Origin of the sequence: Stenotrophomonas ginsengisoli, assembly GCF_001431485.1 — a bacterium.
Lineage (GTDB): Bacteria > Pseudomonadota > Gammaproteobacteria > Xanthomonadales > Xanthomonadaceae > Stenotrophomonas > Stenotrophomonas ginsengisoli.
The window spans coordinates 45221-67307 of the sequence record NZ_LDJM01000032.1; the positions used below are offsets into that span (position 1 = coordinate 45221).

Consider the following 22087-nt stretch of genomic DNA (forward strand, 5'->3'; position numbering starts at 1 on the left):
GTTTGGCTTTTACTCGTTGCTGGTTGCTCATCACTCGTTCCTCACTCTCAGAACTCGGCCGAACCCGGCGCGCGCGGGTAGGCTATGGCGTCGCGGATGTTGGACAGGCCGCAGACGTAGACCACCAGGCGCTCGAAGCCCAGGCCGAAACCGGCGTGCGGCACCGAACCGTAACGGCGGAAATCGCGGTACCACTGGTAGTGGGCCGGATCCAGGCCGAACTGCGCCATGCGTGCATCCAGGATGTCCAGGCGCTCTTCGCGCTGCGAACCGCCGATGATCTCGCCGATGCCCGGGGCCAGCACGTCCATTGCGGCAACGGTCTTGCCGTCATCGTTCAGGCGCATGTAGAAGGCCTTGAAGTGCTCGGGGTAGTTGGTCACCACCACCGGGCGGCCAACGTGCTCCTCGGTCAGCCAGCGCTCGTGTTCGGTCTGCAGGTCCAGGCCCCATTCGACCGGGTAGTCGAACTTCTTGCCCGACTTCTGCAGCAGGGCGATCGCGTCGGTGTACTCGATGCGCTCGAACGGTGCCTCGATGAACTTCTCCAGGCGGGTGATGGCGTCCTTCTGCACGCGCTCGGCAATGAAGGCCATGTCGTCGGCGCGCTCGTTGAGCACGGCCTTGAACAGGTACTTGAGGAAGTCCTCGGCCACGCGGGCGTCTTCGGCCAGGTCGGCGAAGGCCATTTCCGGCTCGACCATCCAGAACTCGGCCAGGTGGCGGGTGGTGTGGCTGTTCTCGGCGCGGAAGGTCGGGCCGAAGGTGTACACCTTGCTCAGGGCCAGGGCATAGGCCTCGACGTTGAGCTGGCCGGACACGGTCAGGAAGGTTTCCTTGCCGAAGAAGTCGCGGCTGAAGTCCACGTTGCCGGCGCCATCGCGCGGCAGGTTGGCCATGTCCAGGGTGGACACGCGGAACATCTGGCCGGCGCCTTCGGCGTCGGAGGTGGTGATGATCGGGGTCGAGATCCAGCAGAACTCACGTTCGTGGAAATAGCGGTGCACCGCCTGGGACAGGCAGTTGCGGATGCGGGTGACCGCGCCGAACAGGTTGGTGCGCGGGCGCAGGTGGGCCACTTCGCGCAGGAACTCCGGGCTCATCGGCTTGGGCTGGATCGGGTAGGTCAGCGGGTCTTCGACCCAGCCCACCACTTCCACCGCCGAGGCCTGGATTTCAAAGCTCTGGCCCTTGCCCTGGGACTTGACCAGGGTGCCGGTGACGATCACCGAGCAGCCCGGGGTCAGGCGCTTGACCTCGTCGAAGTTGGACAAGCCGTCGGCCACCACGGCCTGGATCGGGGCGAAGCCGGAGCCATCACTGACATTGACGAAGGCCAGGGCGGCCGAGCCGCGAACGGTGCGGACCCAGCCGCGAACCGTGACTTCTCCGCCTTCCGGGAATTTACCGGCAAGGGCCTGTGCAACGCTGACCACCGTCATGTCTTGAATCCTTTGGCTGATCGACTCGATCTGTGACCGTACAGTTTACGGCGGCCGGCCGATTGGTGCGAGGCATTGGCGCAGGCGATCTATACTGGGCGATGCTTTGAGCAGGAGAATGCAATGTCCATCACCCTTACCCCCGCCGCACATGCGCGGGTTTCCCAGTTCGTCAGCCGCCAGCCCGGCGCCCTGGGCCTGCGCTTCGGGGTCAAGCGTACCGGCTGTTCCGGTTGGGGCTATGTCACCGAGATGGTGACCCAGGCCGGCAACGATGACACCGTGTTCGAGCAGGACGGGGTGCGCGTGTATGTCGATGCGGCCAGCCTGCCGCTGGTGGACGGCACCGCGATCGATTTCGCCAAGCAGGGCCTGGGCGAGGTGTTCGTGTTCGACAACCCCAACGCCAAGGCCGAATGTGGCTGCGGTGAAAGCTTCACCACGGACGCCGAAAAAGCCTGAATACGCCTTGTGCGGCCGTCGCCGCTGTCGGTTCAGTCAGTATGACTTGCCGGCCGCCGGGCAATGGCGCATAATCGGCGGCTTCCCTGCGCCGGCATTTCTGTAGGTGTGCAGGGATCCTTGCTCCACCGTCGGCATGATCGTGCGGGGGGCTGACCGGCCCGCAAGGGTCACATCCACAAGGTAATAAAAACATGAGTCGTCATTACGAAGTCGTGTTCCTGGTCCACCCGGACCAGAGCGAACAGGTCCCGGCCATGGTCGAGCGCTACAAGGCGCTGATCGAAGGCGGCAACGGCACCATCCACCGTCTGGAAGACTGGGGCCGCCGCCAGCTGGCTTACCCGATCCAGAACCTGGTCAAGGCCCACTATGTTCTGATGAACATCGAAGCCGACCAGGCTGTCATGAACGAGCTGGTTGAAACCTTCCGTTTCAACGACGCCATCCTGCGCAACCTGGTGATCAAGCGCGACGAAGCCGATACCGAGCAGTCGCTGATCATGAAGAGCAAGGACGAGAAGGGTGACAAGCCGGAGCGCGGTGAGCGCCGTCGTCGTGACGACGAAGAGGCTGTCGATTCCACCAACGATGAAGCCGGCGACAACGCCGCTGCTGAGTAAGGAGACCTCTCATGTCCAAGTTCTTCCGTCGTCGCAAGTTCTGCAAGTTCACTGCTGAAGGTGTGAAGGAGATCGATTACAAGGATCTCAACACCCTGCGCCAGTACCTGACCGAGAACGGCAAGATCGTGCCGTCGCGCGTCACCGGCACCAAGTCCAAGTACCAGCGCCAGCTGGCGACCGCTGTCAAGCGCGCCCGCTTCCTGGCCCTGATCCCGTACACCGACAACCACGACATCTGATGTCGCGGTGCGGCGGCAGGCCTTGGGCCTGCCGTTGCGGTGCACGTTTCCTGTCTTATTCGGACAGCATCCACGTTGCCCGGCGCCTGTCGCCAGGGCTAACGAATAACGGAGTTACACAATGAAGCTGATTCTGCTGCAGAAGGTCACCAACCTGGGTGGTCTGGGCGACCTGGTCGACGTCAAGCCGGGCTACGGCCGCAACTTCCTGGTCCCGCAGGGCAAGGCCGTGCCGGCCACCGAAGCCAACGTTGCTGCTTTTGAAGCCAAGCGCGCTGACTACGAAGCCAAGGCTGCCTCGATCCACGCCGAAGCCAACGCCCGTGCCGAAAAGCTGGAAGGCGCTTCGGTCACCATCGGTTCGCACGCTTCTGCCGAAGGCAAGCTGTACGGTTCGGTTGGCCCGCGTGACATCGCTGAAGCCTTCACCAAGGCCGGCCTGCCGGTCGAGAAGAGCGAAGTCATCCTGGGTGAAGGCGCGTTCCGCCTGATCGGCGAATACGACGTCATCATCAAGCTGCACGCCGACGTTGCTGCCAACGTCAAGGTTGTGGTCCAGGCTGACGCCTGATCCATCGCCGTGCAGGCATGATCGAGAGGCGGGCCTTCGGGCCCGTCTTTTTTTATGCCTGCGTCAGCTGGCTATACTGGCGCGTACGTGCCCGCTCCAACCGGGCCAGAGCCCTGCATGCGCCTGACTGCCGTCAAACTTTCCGGTTTCAAATCCTTTGTCGACCCGACCACGCTGTCGTTGCCGGCCAATTTCACCGTGGTGGTCGGGCCCAATGGCTGTGGCAAGAGCAACATCATCGATGCGGTGCGCTGGGTCATGGGCGAAAGCTCGGCCGGCCGCCTGCGTGGTGATGCCCTGACCGATGTGATCTTCTCCGGTTCGACCAGCCGCAAGCCGGTGTCCCAGGCTACGGTGGAGCTGGTGTTTGACAACAGCGACCGGCAGATCACCGGTGAATTTGCCGCCTATGACGAGATCTCGGTCAAGCGCCGGGTCGATCGTGACGGCAACAGTGATTACTTCCTCAACGGCAGCCGCTGCCGCAAGCGCGACATCACCGATCTGTTCCTGGGCACCGGGCTGGGCCCACGCAGCTACGCGATCATCGAGCAGGGCATGATCAGCCAGGTCATTGATGCCAAGCCCGAGGCCCTGCGTGCGCACCTGGAAGAGGCCGCCGGCATCACCCTGTACAAGGAGCGGCGGCGCGAGACGCTGAGCCGGATCGGCCAGACCCGCGAGAACCTGGAGCGCCTGGCCGACCTGCGCGGGGAAATTGCCCGCCAGCTCGAACACCTGCGCGTGCAGGCCGAGCAGGCCAGCCAGTACCGCCAGTGGCAGGAGCAGCGGCAGCAGGTGCAGGGGCAGATCCTGGCCCTGCAATACCGCGATGCCGACCAGCAGCGGCGTCAGTTCCAGGGTACGTTGAACGAGCGTCAGGTCGCGGTGGATGCTGCGCTGGCGCAGATCCAGCAACTGGATGCGGCCCAGTCGGCGCCGGTGCAGCAGTTGCAGGCCGCCCAGCAGGCACTGGAACAGGCCCAGGCCGGTCTGTATGCCTGCCAGGCCGAACAGACCCGCTTGGAGCAGGCGCTGGCCCATGCCCAGGCCCTGACCCAGCGCCAGCAGGCCGAACAGGCCCAGGCCGATGACGGCCTGCTCCAGCTGGAGGAGCAACTGCAGCGTGACCAGCACGATGCCGGTGGGCTGCAACAGGCGTTGGATGCATTGGCGCCGCTGCTGGCCGAGGCCGCCGGCCAGCGCGAGCAGGCCCAGCAGGCGTTGGGCCTGGCGCGCAGCCAGCGCGAACAGTGGCAGCAGCAGTGGGACCAGGCCAGCCGGCGTCTGCACGAGGCCAGCAGCGCGCTGACCCGCGAAACCACCCGCAATGAATTCCTCGGACGGCAGCAGCAACAGCTGGCCCAGCGGCAGCAGGCGCAGGCCCAGGAGCTGGCTCAACTGCGTGCGCGCCATGATGCCGGCCGTCTCGGCCAGGCCGGTCAGGCCCTGGCCGATGCGGCCGCCTTGCTGGCCCGGGCCGAGCAGTGCACGCATACGGCCGCCGCCGCGCGCCAGTTGGCCGAGAAGGCCCAGCACGATGCCGATGCCGGGTTGCAGCAGCAACGTGGCCGGCAGCAGGTGCTGGCCGGGCAACTGGCCGCCCTGCAGACCCTGCAGGCGGCGGCGCTGGGCAGTGATGATGCGGCCGGGCAGGACTGGCTGGCAGGGCAGGGGCTGGAGCAGGCGCCACGCCTGGGCAGCCTGCTGCAGGTGCAGCCGGGCTGGGAGTCGGCGGTGGAAACCGTGCTGGGGCCGTGGCTGCAGGCGGTGGTGGTGCCCTCGGCACAGCGCGGGCTCCTGCAGGCCCAGTGGCCGGGCCCGGGCAGCCTGCATCTGGCCGATGCCGATGCCGCCGGCCAGATCGCGGTGCCCGACGGCAGCCTGGCCAGCAAGGTCGCAGGTCCGGCGCTGGCGCGCTGGCTGCTGGCCCGGGTTGGCCTGCCGGGGTCGGCCGGTGAGGCAATGGACTGGCAACTGGATGCCGATGGCATCTTGCAGGCCCCGCATGGCAGTTGTGTGGGCCTGCACGGCGGCGTCCAGGGAAGCTTGGTCCGCGAGCAGCAGCTGCGCGATCTGCAGCATGAGCTGGAGGCGGCGCAGCAGGCGCTGGCACTGGCCCAGCAGGCCGACAACGATGCCCGGCAACAGGTTTCCAGCGCACGAGGTGAGGAGCAGCAGGCTTTGGCCGGTCTGGATCAGGCGCGGCAGCAGCATGTGGCGGCCAAGGCGGCGCTGACCGTGCTCCAGGCCCAGCATGACGATGCCCAGCGAGCCCTGGCCCGGGCCGAGGCAGGTCATGCCGATCTGCAAACGCAGCAGCAGCAGCTGGAATCCGAGCAGGCCGAGCTGGCCCAGGCCTTGGCCGCGGCCGGGCAGGCACAGCAACAGGCCCAGGCCCAGGTGGATGTATTGGCCGGGCAGCGTCCGCAGCTCGATGCGGCTGCCGAACTGGCCCAGCGTCAGCTCGGCGACAGCCGCGACCGGCAACAGGCCCTGGTCCTGCAGCGCGAGACCGGGCAGGCCCGCTGTGCGGCGCTGGCCCAGGCCCTGCAACGCGGCCGGGCGCAACAGCAGGCCCTGCGTACGCGCCTTGAGCAGTTGGGCCAGGCCCATGCCGATCAAGCCGGCCAGCTGGACCAGCTGGCCCGGGCCGGGCGTCAGGCGCAGGCCGCGGCAGCACAGGCGGCAGCCACGCTGGCGCAAGCGCAATCACAGCATGAGCAGGCGCGGCAGGCCGCCGAACAGGCCGTGGCCCATCGCCAGCAGCGCCAGCAATGGCTGGATGAGCAGCGCGAGCAGTTGCTGCAGTTGCGCCTGCAGCTGCAGGCGGCCGAACTGGCGCTGGAGCACGCACGCGAACAGGCCGCGCAGGCCCAGTTGGTGCTGGAGGACGCCCTGACGCAGCTGCCGGCCGACGCCCAGGCCGGGCCGCTGGCACGTCAGCTGCGTCAGCTCGATGCGCGCCTGGAGGGCCTGGGGGCCGTCAACCTGGCCGCGATCGAGGAGTTCGAGCAGGCCAGCCAGCGCCATGCCTGGCTGCAGGGCCAACACGATGACCTGACCGCCGCGCTGGAGACGCTGGAAACGGCGATGGCGCGCATCGACCGCGAGACCCGCGGCCGTTTCAAGGAGACCTTCGACAAGGTCAACGCCGGCCTGCAGGACCTGTATCCGCGCCTGTTCGGTGGTGGCCAGGCCTGGCTGGAATTGACCAGCAACGACCTGCTCGAGGCCGGGGTCAGCCTGATGGCGCGGCCGCCGGGCAAGAAGGTCAGCACCCTGTCGCTGCTGTCCGGTGGTGAAAAGGCGATGACCGCGGTGGCCCTGGTGTTTGCCATCTTCCAGCTCAACCCGGCACCGTTCTGCCTGCTCGACGAGGTGGACGCGCCACTGGACGAGGCCAATGTCGGCCGCCTGGCGCAGATGCTGCAGCAGATGAGCGGCGATGTGCAGTTTTTGAGTGTTTCGCACAACAAGGCCACGATGGAGGCCGCCGACCAGCTGTGCGGGGTTACCATGCGCGAGGCCGGGGTGAGCCGGCTGGTCAGTGTCGATCTCGGCCAGGCCACCCAATTGGCTGGCGCGGCCTGACGTGCCATCCTGATCACACTTTTGACGCGAGATGATCCCAATGGAAGAGACCGGCTTGCTTCGCATCGGCATTTTGGCCGCGGGCCTGTTGCTGATTGCTGCGATCTATTTCTTCGGTCGCCCGTCCAAGCCGGCGCAGGGGCGTCGCCGCAACAGTGACCCGCGTGCCGAGCGCGTGGAGCCGCTGTCGGCGGACGTGCCGGTGCACGACGAGGCTGTCGATGCCGCCGGCGGGCAGGGCGAGCTGGCCTTTGCCGAGCCGGTGGCCGCATCGGAGCTGGGCAAGCGGGTCAGCGAGGATTTTGACAAGATCGTCTCGCTGTACGTGGCCGCGCGTGCCGGCCAGGTATTGCGTGGCGAGGATATCGTTGTCGCCGCCGAAAAGACCGGCATGATCTTCGGCCACATGCAGGTCTATCACCGCCTGCTGGAAGGCAAGCCGGAGGCTGGGCCGGTGTTCTCGATGGCTTCCATCCTCAAGCCGGGCAGTTTTGACATGGCCACCATCAGTGAGATGGAGACCCCTGCCATCGCCTTCTTCCTGACCCTGCCGGCGCCGCTGCCGGCGCTGGATGCCTGGGAGAAGATGGAGCCAACCGTGCAGCGCATGGCCGAGCTGCTCGATGCGGTGGTGCTGGATGACAGCCGCAACGCCCTGGGCCGCCAGCGCATCGCCCATATCCGCGACGAACTGCGTGCCTATGACCGCCAGCACGAGGCGCCGCCGCTGACCAAGCCGCCGCGCTGGTAAGCCGGCACGGCTTGCGCCCACAACGCCCGGTCTGTGCCGGGCGTTGTGCGTTGTCAGGGATGGCAGGCCGCGTGGCTGCCAGCCTGGGCACAGTGCAGGGCGGGTCCACGACCGGGCACATGCCGTCATAGCGGCTAGAATTGGGGCCCGGTTCGACCACGCAGTGCCTCCATGTCCCAGACCCCCAGCCAACGCCTGGCCCAGCTGCGCCAGCAGCTCGAGCAGGCCGCCGACGCCTATTACAACCGCGACGAGCTGGTCATCAGTGATGCCGATTACGACGGGCTGCTGCGCCAGCTGCAGGCACTGGAGGCCGCCCACCCGGAGCTGCAGCAGTCTGATTCGCCGACCCAGGTGATCGGCGGGCGCGCCTCGGGGCGGTTTGCCGAGGTCACCCATGCCTTGCCGATGCTGTCGCTGGGCAATGCCTTCTGCAAGATCGGCGATGACGGCGCGCTCGATGAGGATGCCGGCGGCGAGCTGGCCACCTTCATTGCCCGCCTGGCCCAGGACCTGGGCCGGCCGGCCGACGCGCTGGTGTTCAGTGCCGAGCCCAAGCTGGATGGCCTGGCCATCAGCCTGCGCTACGAGGGCGGCGTGTTCGTGCAGGGCGCCACCCGCGGTGATGGCGCCACCGGCGAGGATGTCACCGCCAACCTGCGCACCGTCAGCGACATTCCGCAGCAACTGGCCGGCAGTGGCTGGCCGGCGGTGCTGGAAGTGCGTGGCGAGGTCTACATGGCCCGCGCCGACTTTGAAGCCTACAACACGCGTGCCCGCGCGCAGGGCGGCAAGGTGCTGGCCAACCCGCGCAATGCCGCCGCCGGCACCCTGCGCCAGCTCGATGCACGGGTCGTTGCCGAGCGCCGGCTCAGTTTCTTTGCCTATGCCACCGGCATGGTCGAAGGTGGCGAGTTGGCCGACAGCCATTCGGCCACCCTGGCCCAGCTGCGCGGCTGGGGCTTTCCGGTCAGCGAGCTGTGCCAGGTGGTGAGCGGTCGCCAGGGCCTGCTGGACTATTTCCACCGCATCGGCAAGCTGCGCGACAGCCTGCCGTTCGACATTGACGGGGTGGTCTACAAGCTCGATGACAAGGCTGGCCAGCAGCGCATGGGGTTTGTTGCGCGGGCCCCGCGCTGGGCCATCGCGCACAAGTTCCCGGCCCAGGAACAGACCACCACCGTGGAGGACATCGAGATCCAGATCGGGCGTACCGGCGCGGCCACCCCGGTGGCACGCCTGGCCCCGGTCCAGGTGGCCGGCGTGGTGGTCACCAATGCCACCCTGCACAACGCCGACCAGATTGCCCGGCTGGATGTGCGGGTGGGCGATACGGTGATCATCCGCCGCGCCGGTGACGTGATTCCCGAAGTGGCCAGCGTGCGCCACGAGCTGCGCCCGGCCGGCGCCTTGCCCTGGCAGATGCCGGACGCCTGCCCGGTGTGCGGCGCCGAGCTGGTGCAGGAAGAGGGCATGGTGGTGTGGCGCTGCTCCGGCGAGCTCAGTTGCCCGGCCCAGCGCAAGGAGGCCATTGCCCACTTTGCCTCGCGCAAGGCGATGGACATCGATGGCCTGGGCGAGAAGTTCATCGAGGTGCTGGTCGATGCCGGCATCGTCAGCGCCGTGGCCGATCTGTATCGCCTGGACCGCGACACCCTGCTCAAGCTCAAGCTGATCCTGGACGCCGGCCAGGTCGAGGACTATGCGATGGCCCTGCAGCCGCACATGTCGCTGCTCGGCAGCGGGGCAACCCTGCAGTCGCTGCTGGCCCTGTCCGGGCAGGCCGACTGGCAGGCGCGTGCCCTGACCGTGCCGGTGGATGTGGCGTGGCAGCCGAAAAAGATTGCCACCCGCTGGGCCGACAAGTTGATCGACGCCATCGATGCCAGTCGCCAGACCACGCTGGCGCGCCTGCTCTATGCACTGGGCATCGAGCATGTCGGCGAGGCCACGGCCAAGACCCTGGCCCAGTGGTTCGGTGATCTGGAACTGATCCGCCACCTGCCATGGCCGCTGTACACGCAGGTGCCGGACATCGGTGGCGAGGTGGCCCGCGCGATCGGTCATTTCTTCGACCAGGCCGGCAACCAGCAGGCCATCGATGCCCTGTTGGCCGGCGGGGTCAGCATCAGCGATACCCATGCGCCGACGGCCCGGCTGCGTGCCGGCCTGGGGCTGGTGCCGCTGCTGGTGGCCGCCGGGATTCCCGGCATCACCGCCAAGCGCGCCGAGGCCCTGGCCAGTGTGGTGAAAGATGCCGCCAGCCTGGTGGATGCCGAAGGCATGCAGCTGTCGGCATCCGGCCTGCCCGGGCCGGTGCTGCGCGGGCTGACCGACTGGCTGGAGGTGCCGGCCAATGCCGAGCTGCTGCTGCGTGCCGAGGCAGCGATGGCGCGTCTGCTGCCGTTGCTGGCCGAAGAGGTGTCCGGCGCCGGGCCGCTGGAAGGGCAGACGGTCGTGTTGACCGGCACCCTGAGCGCGCTGGGGCGTGACCAGGCCAAGGTCCACCTGGAAGGTTTCGGCGCCAAGGTGGCGGGCAGTGTGTCCAAGAAGACCAGTTTCGTGGTCGCCGGCGCCGAAGCCGGTTCCAAGCTGGCCAAGGCCCAGGAGCTGGGTGTGCCGGTCTGGGATGAACAACAATTGCTGGCCTGGCTGGGCGAGCAGGGAGTCGTGCTGTGAGTGAATCGTTGAACCATCGTCTGGCCACCCCGGCCGACCTGCCGCTGCTGATGCAGCACATCGCCGATTTCTATGCCGAGGACCAGATCGTGCTGCATCCGGCGCGGGTTGCTGCCGGCATGCAGGCCCTGCTGCAGGACCCGCGCCATGGCGCGGTGCTGATCCTGTCCACCGATGGCCTGGATTTTGCCGGCTACATCACCCTGGGCTGGTGCTTCAGCGTCGAACAGGGCGGGCGCTTTGCCCTGCTCGACGAGCTGTACCTGGCCCCGGCGGCGCGCGGGGCAGGGCTGGGGCGCAAGGCACTGGCCCTGGCCGCAGACTGGGCGCGCGCGCAGGGCGCCGCGGTGATGCGGCTGGAGGTCAACCACCACAATGCGCGGGCCAAGGCGCTGTACCTGTCCTGCGGCTATGCCGACGATCAGCGCGACATCCTCACCCTGGACCTGCAGGCGTGAGGCTGACCGAACAACAGCGCGGTGCGCTGCAGCTGCGCGCCCGGGTCAACGCCGCCATCCGCGCTTTTTTTGCCCGGCGCGACGTGCTGGAAGTGGAAACCCCGATCCTGTCGGCGGCCGGCAACACCGAGCCGAACATCGACAGTTTCACCACCACCTTCAGTGGCCATGTCAGCGCCGGTGCGCGTACCCGCTGGTTGCGCACTTCGCCCGAATACCCGCTCAAGCGCCTGCTTGCTGCCGGCCTGGGCGATTGCTACGAGCTGGGCCGGGTGTTCCGCAACGGCGAGGCCGGTGGCCGCCACAACCCCGAATTCACCATGCTGGAGTGGTACCGCACCGGCTGGGACCACCATCGCCTGATCGATGAGACCGTGGCCCTGGTGCAGCAGTTGCTGGCCCTGGTCGGCCGCAGCGCCACGCTGCAGGTGTTGACCTACCGCGAACTGTTTGTGCGCCATGCCGGGGTGGACCCGTTCGATGCCACGCTTGCGCAGCTGCAGGCGCCGTTGGCTGGGGTGCAGATCGACCCGGACGGGCTCACCCGCGATGACTGGCTGGACCTGTTGATGACCCATCGCATCCAGCCGGCGTTTTCGCCGCAGGTGCTCACCGTGGTCCACGACTGGCCGGCCAGCCAGGCCGCCCTGGCCCGGGTGCGGCCGGGTGAGCCGCCGCTGGCCGAGCGTTTCGAGCTGTACCTGGGCCAGTACGAACTGGCCAACGGCTACCACGAGCTCAACGATGCGGCCGAACAGCGGGCCCGTTTCCAGCGCGACCATGGCGTGCGCCAGAGCCGCGGCGATGTACTGCCACCGCTGGACGAGCCGCTGCTGGCCTGCCTGGATGCGCTGCCGGCCTGTGCCGGGGTGGCGGTCGGGGTGGACCGGCTGCTGATGTGCCTGCTCGATACCCATGCCATTGCCGATGTGTTGGCAATTGATTTTGCTGGCGCATAATTGCGCCTCCTTGCGGCCGCGTGCCTCGCCTTTTGTCCCTCACTGACCTGCATCGATGACCATTCCTGCTGATTTCGACTTCTCCCGTTACGACCGCATCCGCCCGATCCAGTGGACCGGTGATGCGCTGCAGCTGCTGGACCAGCGCAAACTGCCGTTCGTGGTCGAAAACGTGTTGTGCAGCAGCAGCGATGAGGTGGCCGAGGCGATCACCGCGCTGACCGTGCGCGGCGCACCGGCCATCGGCATTGCCGCGGCCTGGGGTGTGGTGCTGGCCGCACGCAGTGTGCAGGCCGCCGATGGTGCGCAGGCGCTTGTCGCACTGCAGCCGGCGATTGACCGCCTCAACGCCTCGCGCCCGACCGCAGTCAACCTGGCCTGGGCGCTGGCGCGCATGTCCGCGGCGCTGGGCCGTGCCGGTGCCGACTGGCTGGACGTGGTCGAGGCCGAAGCGGCCGCCATCGCCCGTGAGGACCTGGCCGCCAACCACGCCATGGGCGCACTCGGTGCCGACCTGATTGCCGCGGGCAGCGGCGTGCTCACCCACTGCAACACCGGTTCGCTGGCCACCGCCGGCTTCGGTACCGCGCTGGGGGTGATCCGTGCCGGCGTGGCCACCGGCCGCATCGGCAAGGTCTACGCCGGTGAGACCCGGCCGTGGCTGCAGGGCGCGCGCCTGACCGTGTGGGAGCTGTCCCAGGACGGCATCGACCCGACCCTGATCGCCGATTCGGCTGCCGCCCACCTGATGAAGACCGGTGCGGTGCAATGGGTGATCGTCGGTGCCGACCGCATCTGCGCCAATGGCGATACCGCCAACAAGATCGGCACCTACCAGCTGGCCATTGCCGCCCGCCACCATGGGGTCAAGTTCATGGTGGTGGCGCCGTCCTCGACCGTGGACATGTCCACCGCCCACGGCGATGAAATCGACATCGAGGAGCGCGACCCGGGCGAGCTGTACGGGGTGGGTGGGGTGCGTACCGTGGCCGAGGGCATTGCGGCCTGGAACCCGGTGTTCGACGTGGTTCCGGCCGGCCTGATCGATGCCATCGTCACCGAGCGTGGCGTCATCAGCGCCCCGGATGCGGCGGCCATGGCAGCGGCCTTCGCCAGCGCCTGAGGCCACTGCGACCCGGCCCGTTGCGGCGGGTCGGGCAGGGCATGGCAGGGGGCGGTTGTGGTAGAATCTGAAGGTTAGAGCAGGCTGTGAAACCCCTTTTCTGGCTGCATGCAGAAGATGGTGGGATCAGCTCGGTCGCCTCCTGATTACGGAACCTCAATGGCAGACACCGCCAAGGAAATCATCCAGGTCAATCTGGAAGACGAGATGCGCAAGAGCTACCTCGATTACGCGATGAGCGTGATCGTGGGCCGCGCACTCCCCGATGCCCGCGATGGCCTCAAGCCGGTCCATCGCCGCGTGATGTTCGCCATGAGCGAACTGGGCGCGCACAGCAACAAGCCTTACTTCAAGTCGGCGCGTATCGTCGGTGACGTGATCGGCAAGTACCATCCGCACGGCGATGCCTCGGTGTATGACACCCTGGTGCGCATGGCCCAGCCGTTCTCGCTGCGTTACATGCTGGTCGATGGCCAGGGTAACTTCGGCTCGATCGACGGCGACTCGGCCGCCGCCATGCGTTACACCGAAGCGCGCATGTCGCGCCTGGCCCATGAGCTGATGGCCGACCTGGACAAGGAAACGGTCGACTTCCAGCCCAACTACGATGAAAAGGAACTGGAGCCGACGGTCATGCCGACCCGGTTCCCGAACCTGCTGGTCAACGGCTCGGCCGGTATCGCGGTGGGCATGGCCACCAACATCCCGCCGCACAACCTGACCGAGTCGATCAATGCCTGTGTGGCCCTGATCGACAACCCGGAAATCGATGTTGACGGCCTGATGGAGTACATCCCGGGCCCGGATTTCCCGACCGCCGGCATCATCAACGGTACTGCCGGCATCGTTGCCGGCTACCGCACCGGTCGTGGCCGCGTGCGCATGCGTGCCAAGGCCGATATCGAGGTCGCTGCCAATGGCCGCGAATCGATCATCGTCACCGAGATTCCCTACCAGGTGAACAAGGCGCGTCTGATCGAGAAGATCGCCGAGCTGGTCAAGGAAAAGAAGATCGAGGGCATCTCCGAGCTGCGCGATGAGTCCGACAAGGACGGCATGCGCATCTACATCGAGATCAAGAAGGGCGAGTCGGCCGAGGTTGTGCTCAACAACCTGTACAAGCAGACCCAGATGGAATCGGTGTTCGGCATCAACATGGTTGCCCTGGTGGACGGCCGGCCGAAGCTGATGAACCTCAAGCAGATGCTCGAGTCGTTCGTGCGCCACCGCCGCGAGGTGGTGACTCGTCGCACTATTTACGAACTGCGCAAGGCCCGTGCCCGCGCCCATGTGCTGGAAGGCCTGACCGTTGCCCTGGCCAACATCGACGAGATGATCGAACTGATCAAGACCTCGCCGAACCCGGCCGAAGCGCGCGAGCGTATGCTCGCCCGCACCTGGGATCCGGGGCTGGTCGGCGCACTGCTGGCCGGCGCCGGTGCCGAGGCCTCGCGTCCGGATGACCTGCCCAAGGGCGTGGGCCTGATCGACGGCCGCTACCAGCTCACCGAGATCCAGGCCAACCAGATCCTGGAAATGCGCCTGCACCGCCTGACCGGGCTGGAGCAGGACAAGCTGACCGAGGAATACCGCCAGCTGCTGCTGGTCATTGCCGGCCTGATCGAGATCCTGGAAGACCCGGCAGTGCTGCTGCGGGTGATCCGCGACGAACTGCTGGCAGTGAGGGAAGAGTACGGCGACGAGCGCCGCACCGAAATCCGCCACAGCGAGGAAGACCTGGACATCCTGGACCTGATCGCCCCGGAAGAGGTGGTGGTCACCCTGTCCAGCACCGGCTACGTCAAGCGCCAGCCGGTCTCGGCCTACCGCGCGCAGAAGCGTGGCGGCCGCGGCCGCAGCGCCGCGGCGACCAAGGAAGAGGATTTCATCGAGCAGTTGTGGCTGGTCAACACCCACGACACCCTGCTTACCTTCACCAGTTCCGGGCGCGTGTTCTGGCTGTCGGTGTACCAGCTGCCCGAAGCCGGCTCCAATGCCCGTGGCCGTCCGATCATCAACTGGATCGGGCTGGAACCGGGAGAGCGGGTGCAGGCGGTGCTGCCGGTGCGCGACTACGCCGATGGCAAGTTCGTGTTCTTTGCCACCCGCAACGGCACGGTCAAGAAGACCCCGCTGAGCGAGTTTGCCTTCCGTCTGGCCCGCGGCAAGATCGCGATCAATCTGGACGAGGGCGATGCCCTGATCGGCGTCGGCCTGACCGACGGCGGGCGCGACATCGTGATGTTCGCCTCCAACGGCAAGACCGTGCGCTTCAGTGAATCGGCCGTGCGCTCGATGGGGCGTACCGCCACTGGCGTACGCGGCATCAAGCTGGCCGCCGGTGAGGATGTGGTCAGCCTGATCGTGGCCGAAAGTGCCGGCGGCATGGAAAGTGATGCCGACGACGCCGAAGCCATCGACGAGGTCGTGAACGAGTCCGGCGACGGCGAGCAGCTGGGCGAGGGCAATGGCCCGTACATCCTGACGGCCACCGAAAACGGCTACGGCAAGCGCACCCCGTTGGCGGACTATCCGCGCAAGGGGCGTGGCACCCAGGGCGTGATCGGCATCCAGACCACCGAACGCAATGGCCGCCTGGTCAGCGCGGTGCTGCTGGACGAGGCTGACCAGGTGCTGCTGATTTCCGATGGCGGCACCATGGTGCGCACCCGTGCCCAGGAAATCTCCCGCGTCGGCCGCAACACCCAGGGCGTGACCCTGATCCGCCTGTCCAAGGGCGAGAAGCTGCAGGCAGTGGAGCGCATCGACGGTGCCCTGGTGGAGGAGGACATCGACGATGTCGATCCGGACACCGGCATCGCCGCTGCCGCCGCCACCGGCGAGAATTCCCCGCCGTCGTCCGCACAGGCCACTGCGGCCGAGTAATCCTCAGCCGCAGGCTTGCAACCGCGCCGGCACATCGCCGGCGTTGTTGTATATGCTTTTACCAGCGGTTTCATCTGCCTAGCGGCATCATCGGGTGGTCAATGCATCGGCATTGCCCACCTTTGTGTCACCCATAAGGATCACGACGTGACTGGATCAAAGTCCGCCACCCTCAACCAGCGCATCCGCAGTGAAATCGAGGAACGCATCCTGAGCGGTGAATGGCCGCCGGGCCACCGCATTCCCTTCGAGCACGAGCTGATGCAGCAGTACGACTGCTCACGGATGACGGTCAACAAGGTCCTGACCACGCTGGCCGAGAATGGCCTGATCGAGCGCCGCCGCCGCGCCGGCTCGTTCGTGGCCAAGCGTTCGCCCGAACAGGAGCTGGTGACGCTGGAAATTCCCGACATCGGCCTGGCCCTGGGTGGGCGCGAGCGCAGCTATGCCTACCAGTTGCTGGACAAGGCCGTGCGCGATGCCGAGCCGGGCAATTACAGCGAGAGCCTGTTGGCCGGTGGCGGCCAGGTGGTGGCCATTGACGGCCTGCATCTGGCCGATGGCCGTGCGGTCGGGGTCGAGCACCGCCTGCTCAATGCCACCTCGATCCCGCAGGCGCTGGACATCGATTTCTCCCGGATTCCCCCGGGCACGTGGCTGCTCAACGAGGTGTCCTGGACCCGTGGTGAGTACCGTATCAGTGCCGAGGCGGCCAGCCCGGCCGATGCAGCCTTGATGGGCTGCGAGCCCGGTATCCCGTGCCTGGTGATCGAGCGCCGCACCTGGCGCGGCGAGGCGCCGATTACCTGGGCCCGGCAGATATTCCTGTCCGACCAGCACGAGCTGGTGGCCCGCTTCACCGCAGGCGGCCGCTGAAACGAAAAAGCCGCGCATTGCGCGGCTTTTTTTGGGCCCAGGCCAAGCACTCAATTGATGCTGCACTGGCGCCAGCGCACCTGTTCCTGGGTGCCCACACGCGGATTGAGCTGCACGCGTACCGTGCGCAATGACGGGTAGCGGTGCAGCACCGGGCAGATCAGCTCCATCGCCCGCACCTCGTCCACGTCGCGGTCCACGGTGACGGTGGTCTGGGTCATCCAGATGGCCGAATGCAGGCCCGCAGTGCTGGCCAGCAGGCGCGATACCTGCTGCTGGTAACGACGCAGCAGGGCCGGATCCGGGTTCTGTACGCGGATATCGATTCCGTCGACCAGCCACTGTGAGGCATCCTCCTCAACGGCCAGCGCGTCAGGCAGGGTGGCAGGCGTCTTGGCTGCCTGCGCTGCCGGCTGCTGCGCGCTGCTGCCCTGCGCTGCGGCCGAGGGAGCTGCAGGGCGCTGGCCGGCAGTATCAGCAGCAGTGCCGGTCATGCTGTCAAGGCCGATGCCGGTCAGCAGGCCAATGGCCAGGCAGCCCAGTGCGGCAATGCCGGTGCGGCGGATGGTGGTGCGCTGCGCGTGCTGGCTGGCGTTGCTTTCCAGCTCCCCGGGCAGATAGGGATGCAGCAATGACCACAGGGCAGGGCCGTCGATGATCTCGATCCGGTGGCGCGCGGCCAGCTCTCGACCCTCCCGCGACACCGTGCCCTGGGTCAGCAACAATCCGCCATGGGCGCCTGCCAGGCGGATCTTGGTGCCCAGCTCGACCACGGCCGCTTCGCCAATGCGATAGGACAGGCCGTGCTTGCACGACACCAGCCAGGGCTGCGCGTTGTGTTGCATCAACCAATCGGCACTGGGCTCGCCGGCGGTGTGCTCGCTGTCATCGATGACCTGCATGCCGCGCTTTTCGATCAAGGCGCGGCGCACGATATGGGCAAAATCACGCCAGTGCATATCGGCCAATGCAGACAGGCCGTGCTCACGGGCAATCCGTTGCCGGGCAGGCAGCCACAGCCAGGCGGCAAGCAAGGCCAGGCAGGCAGTGGCCACTACGAGGGCGATAAGCCAGGCAAGCATCCAGATCTGTTCCGTGATCGATGGCGAAGAGCCCGATTTTAGCCTGTCCCGGGCCGGCTGGGTGACAGGCAAAAAAAACCGCCACTCCTGCGTGCCATGAGGGGAGGGGAGCTATGGCACGAGGTACTGCGTGGCGGTTTCCGGATTGTCATCCATTCATTGCTGCTTTGCAACAAATGACCGTCAGGGCAGCGGCGGCTTCGGGCTGGAGACCTCGACGGTATGGCTCGGGGTAGCCACCGGGCGGGCTTCCAGCTGGCCGATACGCTGGCGCAGCGCGGCAATCTCGGCGTGCAGCGCGGTCACTTCGTCGGCCGTGGGGACCTTGAGCCGGCGCAGGATCGACTGCACTTGATCATCCATGGCGTGCTCCACCTTGTCCCAGGTGCGTGCGGTGCGTTCGCGGGCCTGGCCCAGGCCGGCGGCCAGGTTGTCCTGCAGGGTGGAGGCATTGTCGGCAGCGGATTTTCCGCGTTGCTCGTAGGCCTGGCCATCGCGCACCAGGCTGTCGAACAGGCGGCTGCCTTCGCTCTGGGCACGGTTGAATGCCCCCAGTCCGGCCAGCCAGACCTGGTGGGCCGAATCGCTCAGGCGCTGGGAGAAACGATCATTGCCGCTTGATTCGTGCTCGTGGCCCGGCGGCGGTGTGTGCGTGGAGTGGGTCATCGCTGCGTCCTGTTGCCGAAGAAACTGCCCAAGACTCTAGCCGCTGCCATTGTTGCCTGCACGTGATGACCGGATCAGCCCAGGCGCTCGCCGAGTACGCGCTGGATTTCCTCTTCGACCATCGATTGCATCATCGAATAGGGAAACCCCAGCTGGGCGGTGACCCGCACCTGGCCCGGCAGCAGGCTGATCCGCCCATCCACACCGCTGCGTGCAAATACCAGGGCGTCACCGTCCCAGTGGTTGATGACCTGGAAACGTTCGCTCAGTTTTTCAGCAATGGCCTGTACGACGTTGCGGACGGCACCGGCATCCAGGCCGTGCGGGTGGGAAATATCGATCATGGGAAGGTGTGGTAATGAACAGTGCGGTTATTTTCGCCTGCATTTGTCCAATGGCAAGTAAAACGCCTGTAATAGACTCAATACACCTGATACGCTGCCGGCCTCATGTTGCGCCTTCATTTTCCCAACCGCCCATCTGCCGACATTGCGTTGAATGATGGCCTGTGCCCGATCGTGCGCCACGCCTCCGGGCAGATCCTGGCCGGCGTCAGTGCGGTCGGAATGCTGTTGCTGGCCCGTTTCTGCCTTGACCGTCGCGGCCTCTGGCTGCAGATCAGCCATGACCGCGTGCATGTCCATGTCAACGGCCGTCCGGTCAAGCGCATGGCTTACGTCAGGAGCGGCGACCAGATCAATATCGATGGCCAGGATATGCACGTCCTCGGCCGCTTGCCCGGGCAAGCCTCCAGTCCGGGCCATACCGCGCTGCTGCGTGGGTATGGCGGGCACATCCACGGCCGTGCCTTTGCCCTGGACCGCAACTGGGTGCTGGGCAGCAGCGAGCAGGCCGATGTGGTGTTGCAGGACAAGACCCTGCCTGCGCTGTATGTGCGCATCCAGCCACAGGCAGACAAGCTCGACCTGCAGGTACTGCCCGGTGGTGCCCCGGTGCTGGTCAATGGCCAGCCGTGCCAGCAGTCCACGTTGCTGCCCGGTGACCAGATCGTGATCCATGACGGCATCCGCCTGGTGGTGGAATCGCCCGCTTTGCTGGCAGCCCCGGTGGTGGAACAGACGCCGACGCAGAGCGAACCTGTCGCCGTGACCGCAGCGGCAGCCACGCCGGCCCGACCCGCGCGACTGGGCTGGTGGTGGCTGTTGCTGGCCGCCGTGGTGCTCGGTGGCAGCCTGGCCGCGCTGCTGTTGTTCGGGCCGCGCTGACACCCTCACTGTTGCCTGCTGCAAACGATGCAAATGCAACTTTTTACAGGCGCAGCAAAGCCTTAGCGGCTGGGGCATACTGAAGGGCCCTACAGCTTTGGTGTGTCATGTCGCGCGCGTTCAATTTCAGTGCCGGCCCTGCAACGTTGCCGGAAGTGGTCCTGCGTCAGGCGCAGGCGGAGATGCTGGAGTTTGGCGATGCCGGCGCATCCATTGTTGAAATGAGCCATCGCGGCCCGGAGTTCATCGCCGTGGCCAGCCAGGCTGAAGCTGACCTGCGTCAGCTGCTGTCCATCCCCGAGGACTATGCGGTGCTGTTCACCGCCGGTGGTGCGACCACCATCCAGGCCCTGCTGCCGTTGAATTTCGCAGCCCCCGGCCAGCGCGCTGATTATGTGGTCACCGGTCATTGGGGCAAGACGGCGATCAAGCAGGCCAGCCATTGCATAGATGCCCGGGTGGCGGCAAGCGGCGAGGCGGATGGCTTCACCAGCATTCCAGCGCGTGAGGGCTGGCAGCTTGGCGCGGATGCGGCCTATGTGCACATCACCGACAACGAGACCATCCACGGCGTGCAGTTCGCCGCTGCGCCGGAGACCGGCGATGTTCCGCTGTTCGCCGATTTTTCCTCGTCCATCGCCTCGGCGCCACTGGATGTGCGCAAGTACGGCTTGATCTATGCCGGGGCGCAGAAGAACCTGGGGCCGGTGGGCATCAGTGTGGTGATCGTGCGCCGCGACCTGCTGCAGCGGCCCGGCCAGCCACGCGCGGACATCTTCAACTACGCCTCGCTGGCCGCCCGCGATTCAATGCTCAACACCCCGCCCACCTGGAACTGGTACCTGCTCGGCCTGACCGTGCGCTGGATGCTCGAGCAGGGCGGGGTGGAGCACTTCGCCGCGCTCAATGCGCGCAAGGCCGCTGCGGTGTACCAGGCCATCGACGGTTCCGGCGGTTTCTACCGCAATGCAGTGGACCCGGCCGTGCGTTCGGTGATGAACATTCCCTTCTTCCTGCCCGATGACACCCTCAATGCCCGTTTCGTGGCCCAGGCCAAGGCGGCCGGGTTGCTGGCCCTGAAGGGACACAAGGCGGTCGGCGGCATCCGCGCCTCGCTGTACAACGCCATGCCCCTGGCAGGGGCCCAGGCACTGGCCGCGTTCATGGCCGATTTCCAGCAACACAACGGCTGAAGACGCGTTGCCTTGAGCAACTCTCGGCGCCCCCCACGAGCAAGATCAAAGACCATGGCAGCAAAGAAAACCAGCAAGGGCAGCACGCCTGCCGCCGAGAAGAGCGCGGGCAAGGCAACGGCAGCACCACAACTGGCCGATGTGCGTGCGCGTATCGACCAGATCGACCGCGACATCCAGACCCTGATTGCCGAACGTGCGCAGATGGCCCACCAGGTCGGCAAGGCCAAGGGCAAGCTGGCCCAGGCGGTGGATTACTACCGCCCCGAGCGCGAGGCCCAGGTGTTGCGCATGGTGGTGGACCGCAACCAGGGTCCGTTGTCCGACGAGCTGCTGGTGCATGTGTACCGCGAGATCATGTCGGCCTGTCTGGCCCAGCAGGAGCCGCTCAAGATCGGTTATCTCGGCCCGGAAGGTACCTTCAGCCAGCAGGCCGTGCTCAAGCATTTCGGCCGCTCCGCCATCGGCCTGCCGATGGCCAGCATCGAGGAAGTGTTCGGCGAGGTGGAAGCCGGCAATGCCGACTTCGGCGTGGTGCCGGTGGAAAATTCGGGCCAGGGCACCATCCAGGTCACCCTGGACATGTTCCTGACCTCCAACCTGAAAATCTGCGGTGAGGTCGAGCTGCGGGTCAACCAGTACCTGCTCTCGCGCAGCGGTCGCATCGAGGACATCGAGCGCATCTACTCCCACCCGCAGTCCTTCGCCCAGACCGCGGCCTGGCTGCGCTCCAACCTGCCCAAGGTGGAGAAGATCCCGGTGTCCAGCAATGCCGAAGGCGCCCGCCGCGCCCGCGCCAGCGACGATGCGGCCTCCATCGGCGGGGAAAGTGCCGCCCAGGTCTATGGCCTGAAGAAGGTGGTCACCCGGCCGATCCAGACCGATGCCGACAACACCACCCGTTTTTTGGTCCTGGGCCGGCAGATCTTCCCGACCTCCGGACACGACCGCACATCGGTATTGGTGTTCATCCATGACAAGCCCGGCGCGCTGTTTGATGTGCTCAGCCCGTTCGCCCGCCACGGCATCTCGATGAACCGCATCGAGTCGCGCCCGTCCCACCAGGCCAAGTGGGAGTACGGCTTCTTTATCGACCTGGCCGGCCATGTGGATGATCCGGCCATGCAGGCCGCGCTGGCCGAATTGGCTGCCCAGGCCACCGACATCAAGGTGCTGGGTTCCTACCCGGTGGCCATCCCCTGAAATACCCGCAGATTTCCGGCATGGCCGCACTGCTGGCCATGCCCCCAGAGC

The 22087-nt window shown here is 66.4% G+C and carries 19 protein-coding genes; 15 read left to right on the forward strand and 4 right to left on the reverse strand.

Annotated elements, in window-relative coordinates:
* Positions 1-47: 47 nt before the first annotated feature.
* On the reverse strand, positions 48-1442 hold the full coding sequence (gene asnS / locus ABB30_RS12275; protein WP_057638610.1) for an asparagine--tRNA ligase: 1395 nt from the start codon (positions 1440-1442) through the stop codon (positions 48-50).
* 123 nt (positions 1443-1565) lie between these two features.
* On the opposite strand from asnS, the gene ABB30_RS12280 reads away from it, so the two are divergent.
* The 12 genes from ABB30_RS12280 (at position 1566) to ABB30_RS12335 (ending at position 16666) form a co-directional block, all read left to right on the forward strand.
* Positions 1566-1904: a HesB/IscA family protein gene (locus ABB30_RS12280; protein ID WP_057638611.1), complete on the forward strand. Its 339-nt coding sequence runs from the start codon at positions 1566-1568 to the stop codon at positions 1902-1904.
* Between the two features lie 194 nt (positions 1905-2098).
* Positions 2099-2527: a 30S ribosomal protein S6 gene (gene rpsF / locus ABB30_RS12285; RefSeq protein ID WP_057638612.1), complete on the forward strand. Its 429-nt coding sequence runs from the start codon at positions 2099-2101 to the stop codon at positions 2525-2527.
* An 11-nt stretch (positions 2528-2538) separates the two neighbouring features.
* Positions 2539-2769 (forward strand): 30S ribosomal protein S18, encoded by a 231-nt coding sequence (rpsR, locus tag ABB30_RS12290; RefSeq protein WP_005926280.1) that lies wholly within the window; start codon positions 2539-2541, stop codon positions 2767-2769.
* A 121-nt stretch (positions 2770-2890) separates the two neighbouring features.
* On the forward strand, positions 2891-3340 hold the full coding sequence (gene rplI / locus ABB30_RS12295; RefSeq protein WP_057638613.1) for a 50S ribosomal protein L9: 450 nt from the start codon (positions 2891-2893) through the stop codon (positions 3338-3340).
* A 117-nt stretch (positions 3341-3457) separates the two neighbouring features.
* Positions 3458-6934 (forward strand): AAA family ATPase, encoded by a 3477-nt coding sequence (locus ABB30_RS12300; RefSeq protein ID WP_057638614.1) that lies wholly within the window; start codon positions 3458-3460, stop codon positions 6932-6934.
* Positions 6935-6974: 40 nt separating this feature from the next.
* On the forward strand, positions 6975-7685 hold the full coding sequence (zipA, locus tag ABB30_RS12305; protein ID WP_057638615.1) for a cell division protein ZipA: 711 nt from the start codon (positions 6975-6977) through the stop codon (positions 7683-7685).
* A 171-nt stretch (positions 7686-7856) separates the two neighbouring features.
* A complete protein-coding gene (gene ligA / locus ABB30_RS12310; RefSeq protein ID WP_057638616.1) occupies positions 7857-10364 on the forward strand; it encodes an NAD-dependent DNA ligase LigA in 2508 nt (835 codons plus the stop codon).
* Positions 10361-10822 carry a GNAT family N-acetyltransferase gene (locus ABB30_RS12315; RefSeq protein ID WP_338062351.1) on the forward strand — a complete coding sequence of 154 codons (462 nt, stop codon included), beginning with the start codon at positions 10361-10363 and terminating at the stop codon, positions 10820-10822. Before ligA ends, ABB30_RS12315 begins: the two co-directional genes overlap by 4 nt.
* Positions 10823-10824: 2 nt before the next feature.
* Positions 10825-11781 carry an EF-P lysine aminoacylase EpmA gene (epmA, locus tag ABB30_RS12320; protein ID WP_057638642.1) on the forward strand — a complete coding sequence of 319 codons (957 nt, stop codon included), beginning with the start codon at positions 10825-10827 and terminating at the stop codon, positions 11779-11781.
* 55 nt (positions 11782-11836) lie between these two features.
* Positions 11837-12904: an S-methyl-5-thioribose-1-phosphate isomerase gene (gene mtnA, locus ABB30_RS12325; protein WP_057638617.1), complete on the forward strand. Its 1068-nt coding sequence runs from the start codon at positions 11837-11839 to the stop codon at positions 12902-12904.
* A 159-nt stretch (positions 12905-13063) separates the two neighbouring features.
* Entirely contained in the window at positions 13064-15790 is a 2727-nt protein-coding gene (gene gyrA / locus ABB30_RS12330; protein ID WP_057638618.1) for a DNA gyrase subunit A, read from the forward strand.
* 147 nt (positions 15791-15937) lie between these two features.
* Positions 15938-16666 carry a histidine utilization transcriptional repressor HutC gene (locus ABB30_RS12335; protein WP_057638619.1) on the forward strand — a complete coding sequence of 243 codons (729 nt, stop codon included), beginning with the start codon at positions 15938-15940 and terminating at the stop codon, positions 16664-16666.
* 50 nt (positions 16667-16716) lie between these two features.
* On the opposite strand, the gene ABB30_RS12340 is transcribed toward ABB30_RS12335, so the two are convergent.
* The 3 genes from ABB30_RS12340 to ABB30_RS12350 all read right to left on the reverse strand — a co-directional run bounded on the left by ABB30_RS12340 (position 16717) and on the right by ABB30_RS12350 (position 18758).
* Positions 16717-17748, reverse strand: coding sequence for a restriction endonuclease (locus ABB30_RS12340; protein WP_083489860.1), 1032 nt, complete (start codon positions 17746-17748; stop codon positions 16717-16719).
* 183 nt (positions 17749-17931) lie between these two features.
* A complete protein-coding gene (locus ABB30_RS12345; RefSeq protein ID WP_057638621.1) occupies positions 17932-18414 on the reverse strand; it encodes a phasin family protein in 483 nt (160 codons plus the stop codon).
* 74 nt (positions 18415-18488) lie between these two features.
* Positions 18489-18758 carry a polyhydroxyalkanoic acid system family protein gene (locus ABB30_RS12350; RefSeq protein ID WP_057638622.1) on the reverse strand — a complete coding sequence of 90 codons (270 nt, stop codon included), beginning with the start codon at positions 18756-18758 and terminating at the stop codon, positions 18489-18491.
* Positions 18759-18863: 105 nt separating this feature from the next.
* Here ABB30_RS12350 and ABB30_RS12355 point away from each other — a divergent pair, with 105 nt between their 5' ends.
* The 3 genes from ABB30_RS12355 (at position 18864) to pheA (ending at position 22036) form a co-directional block, all read left to right on the forward strand.
* Positions 18864-19640, forward strand: a complete 777-nt coding sequence (locus ABB30_RS12355; RefSeq protein WP_083489861.1) for an FHA domain-containing protein — start codon at positions 18864-18866, stop codon at positions 19638-19640.
* A gap of 107 nt (positions 19641-19747) precedes the next feature.
* A complete protein-coding gene (gene serC, locus ABB30_RS12360; protein WP_057638624.1) occupies positions 19748-20833 on the forward strand; it encodes a 3-phosphoserine/phosphohydroxythreonine transaminase in 1086 nt (361 codons plus the stop codon).
* A 54-nt stretch (positions 20834-20887) separates the two neighbouring features.
* Entirely contained in the window at positions 20888-22036 is a 1149-nt protein-coding gene (gene pheA / locus ABB30_RS12365) for a prephenate dehydratase (RefSeq protein WP_057638625.1), read from the forward strand.
* Positions 22037-22087 lie beyond the last annotated feature (51 nt).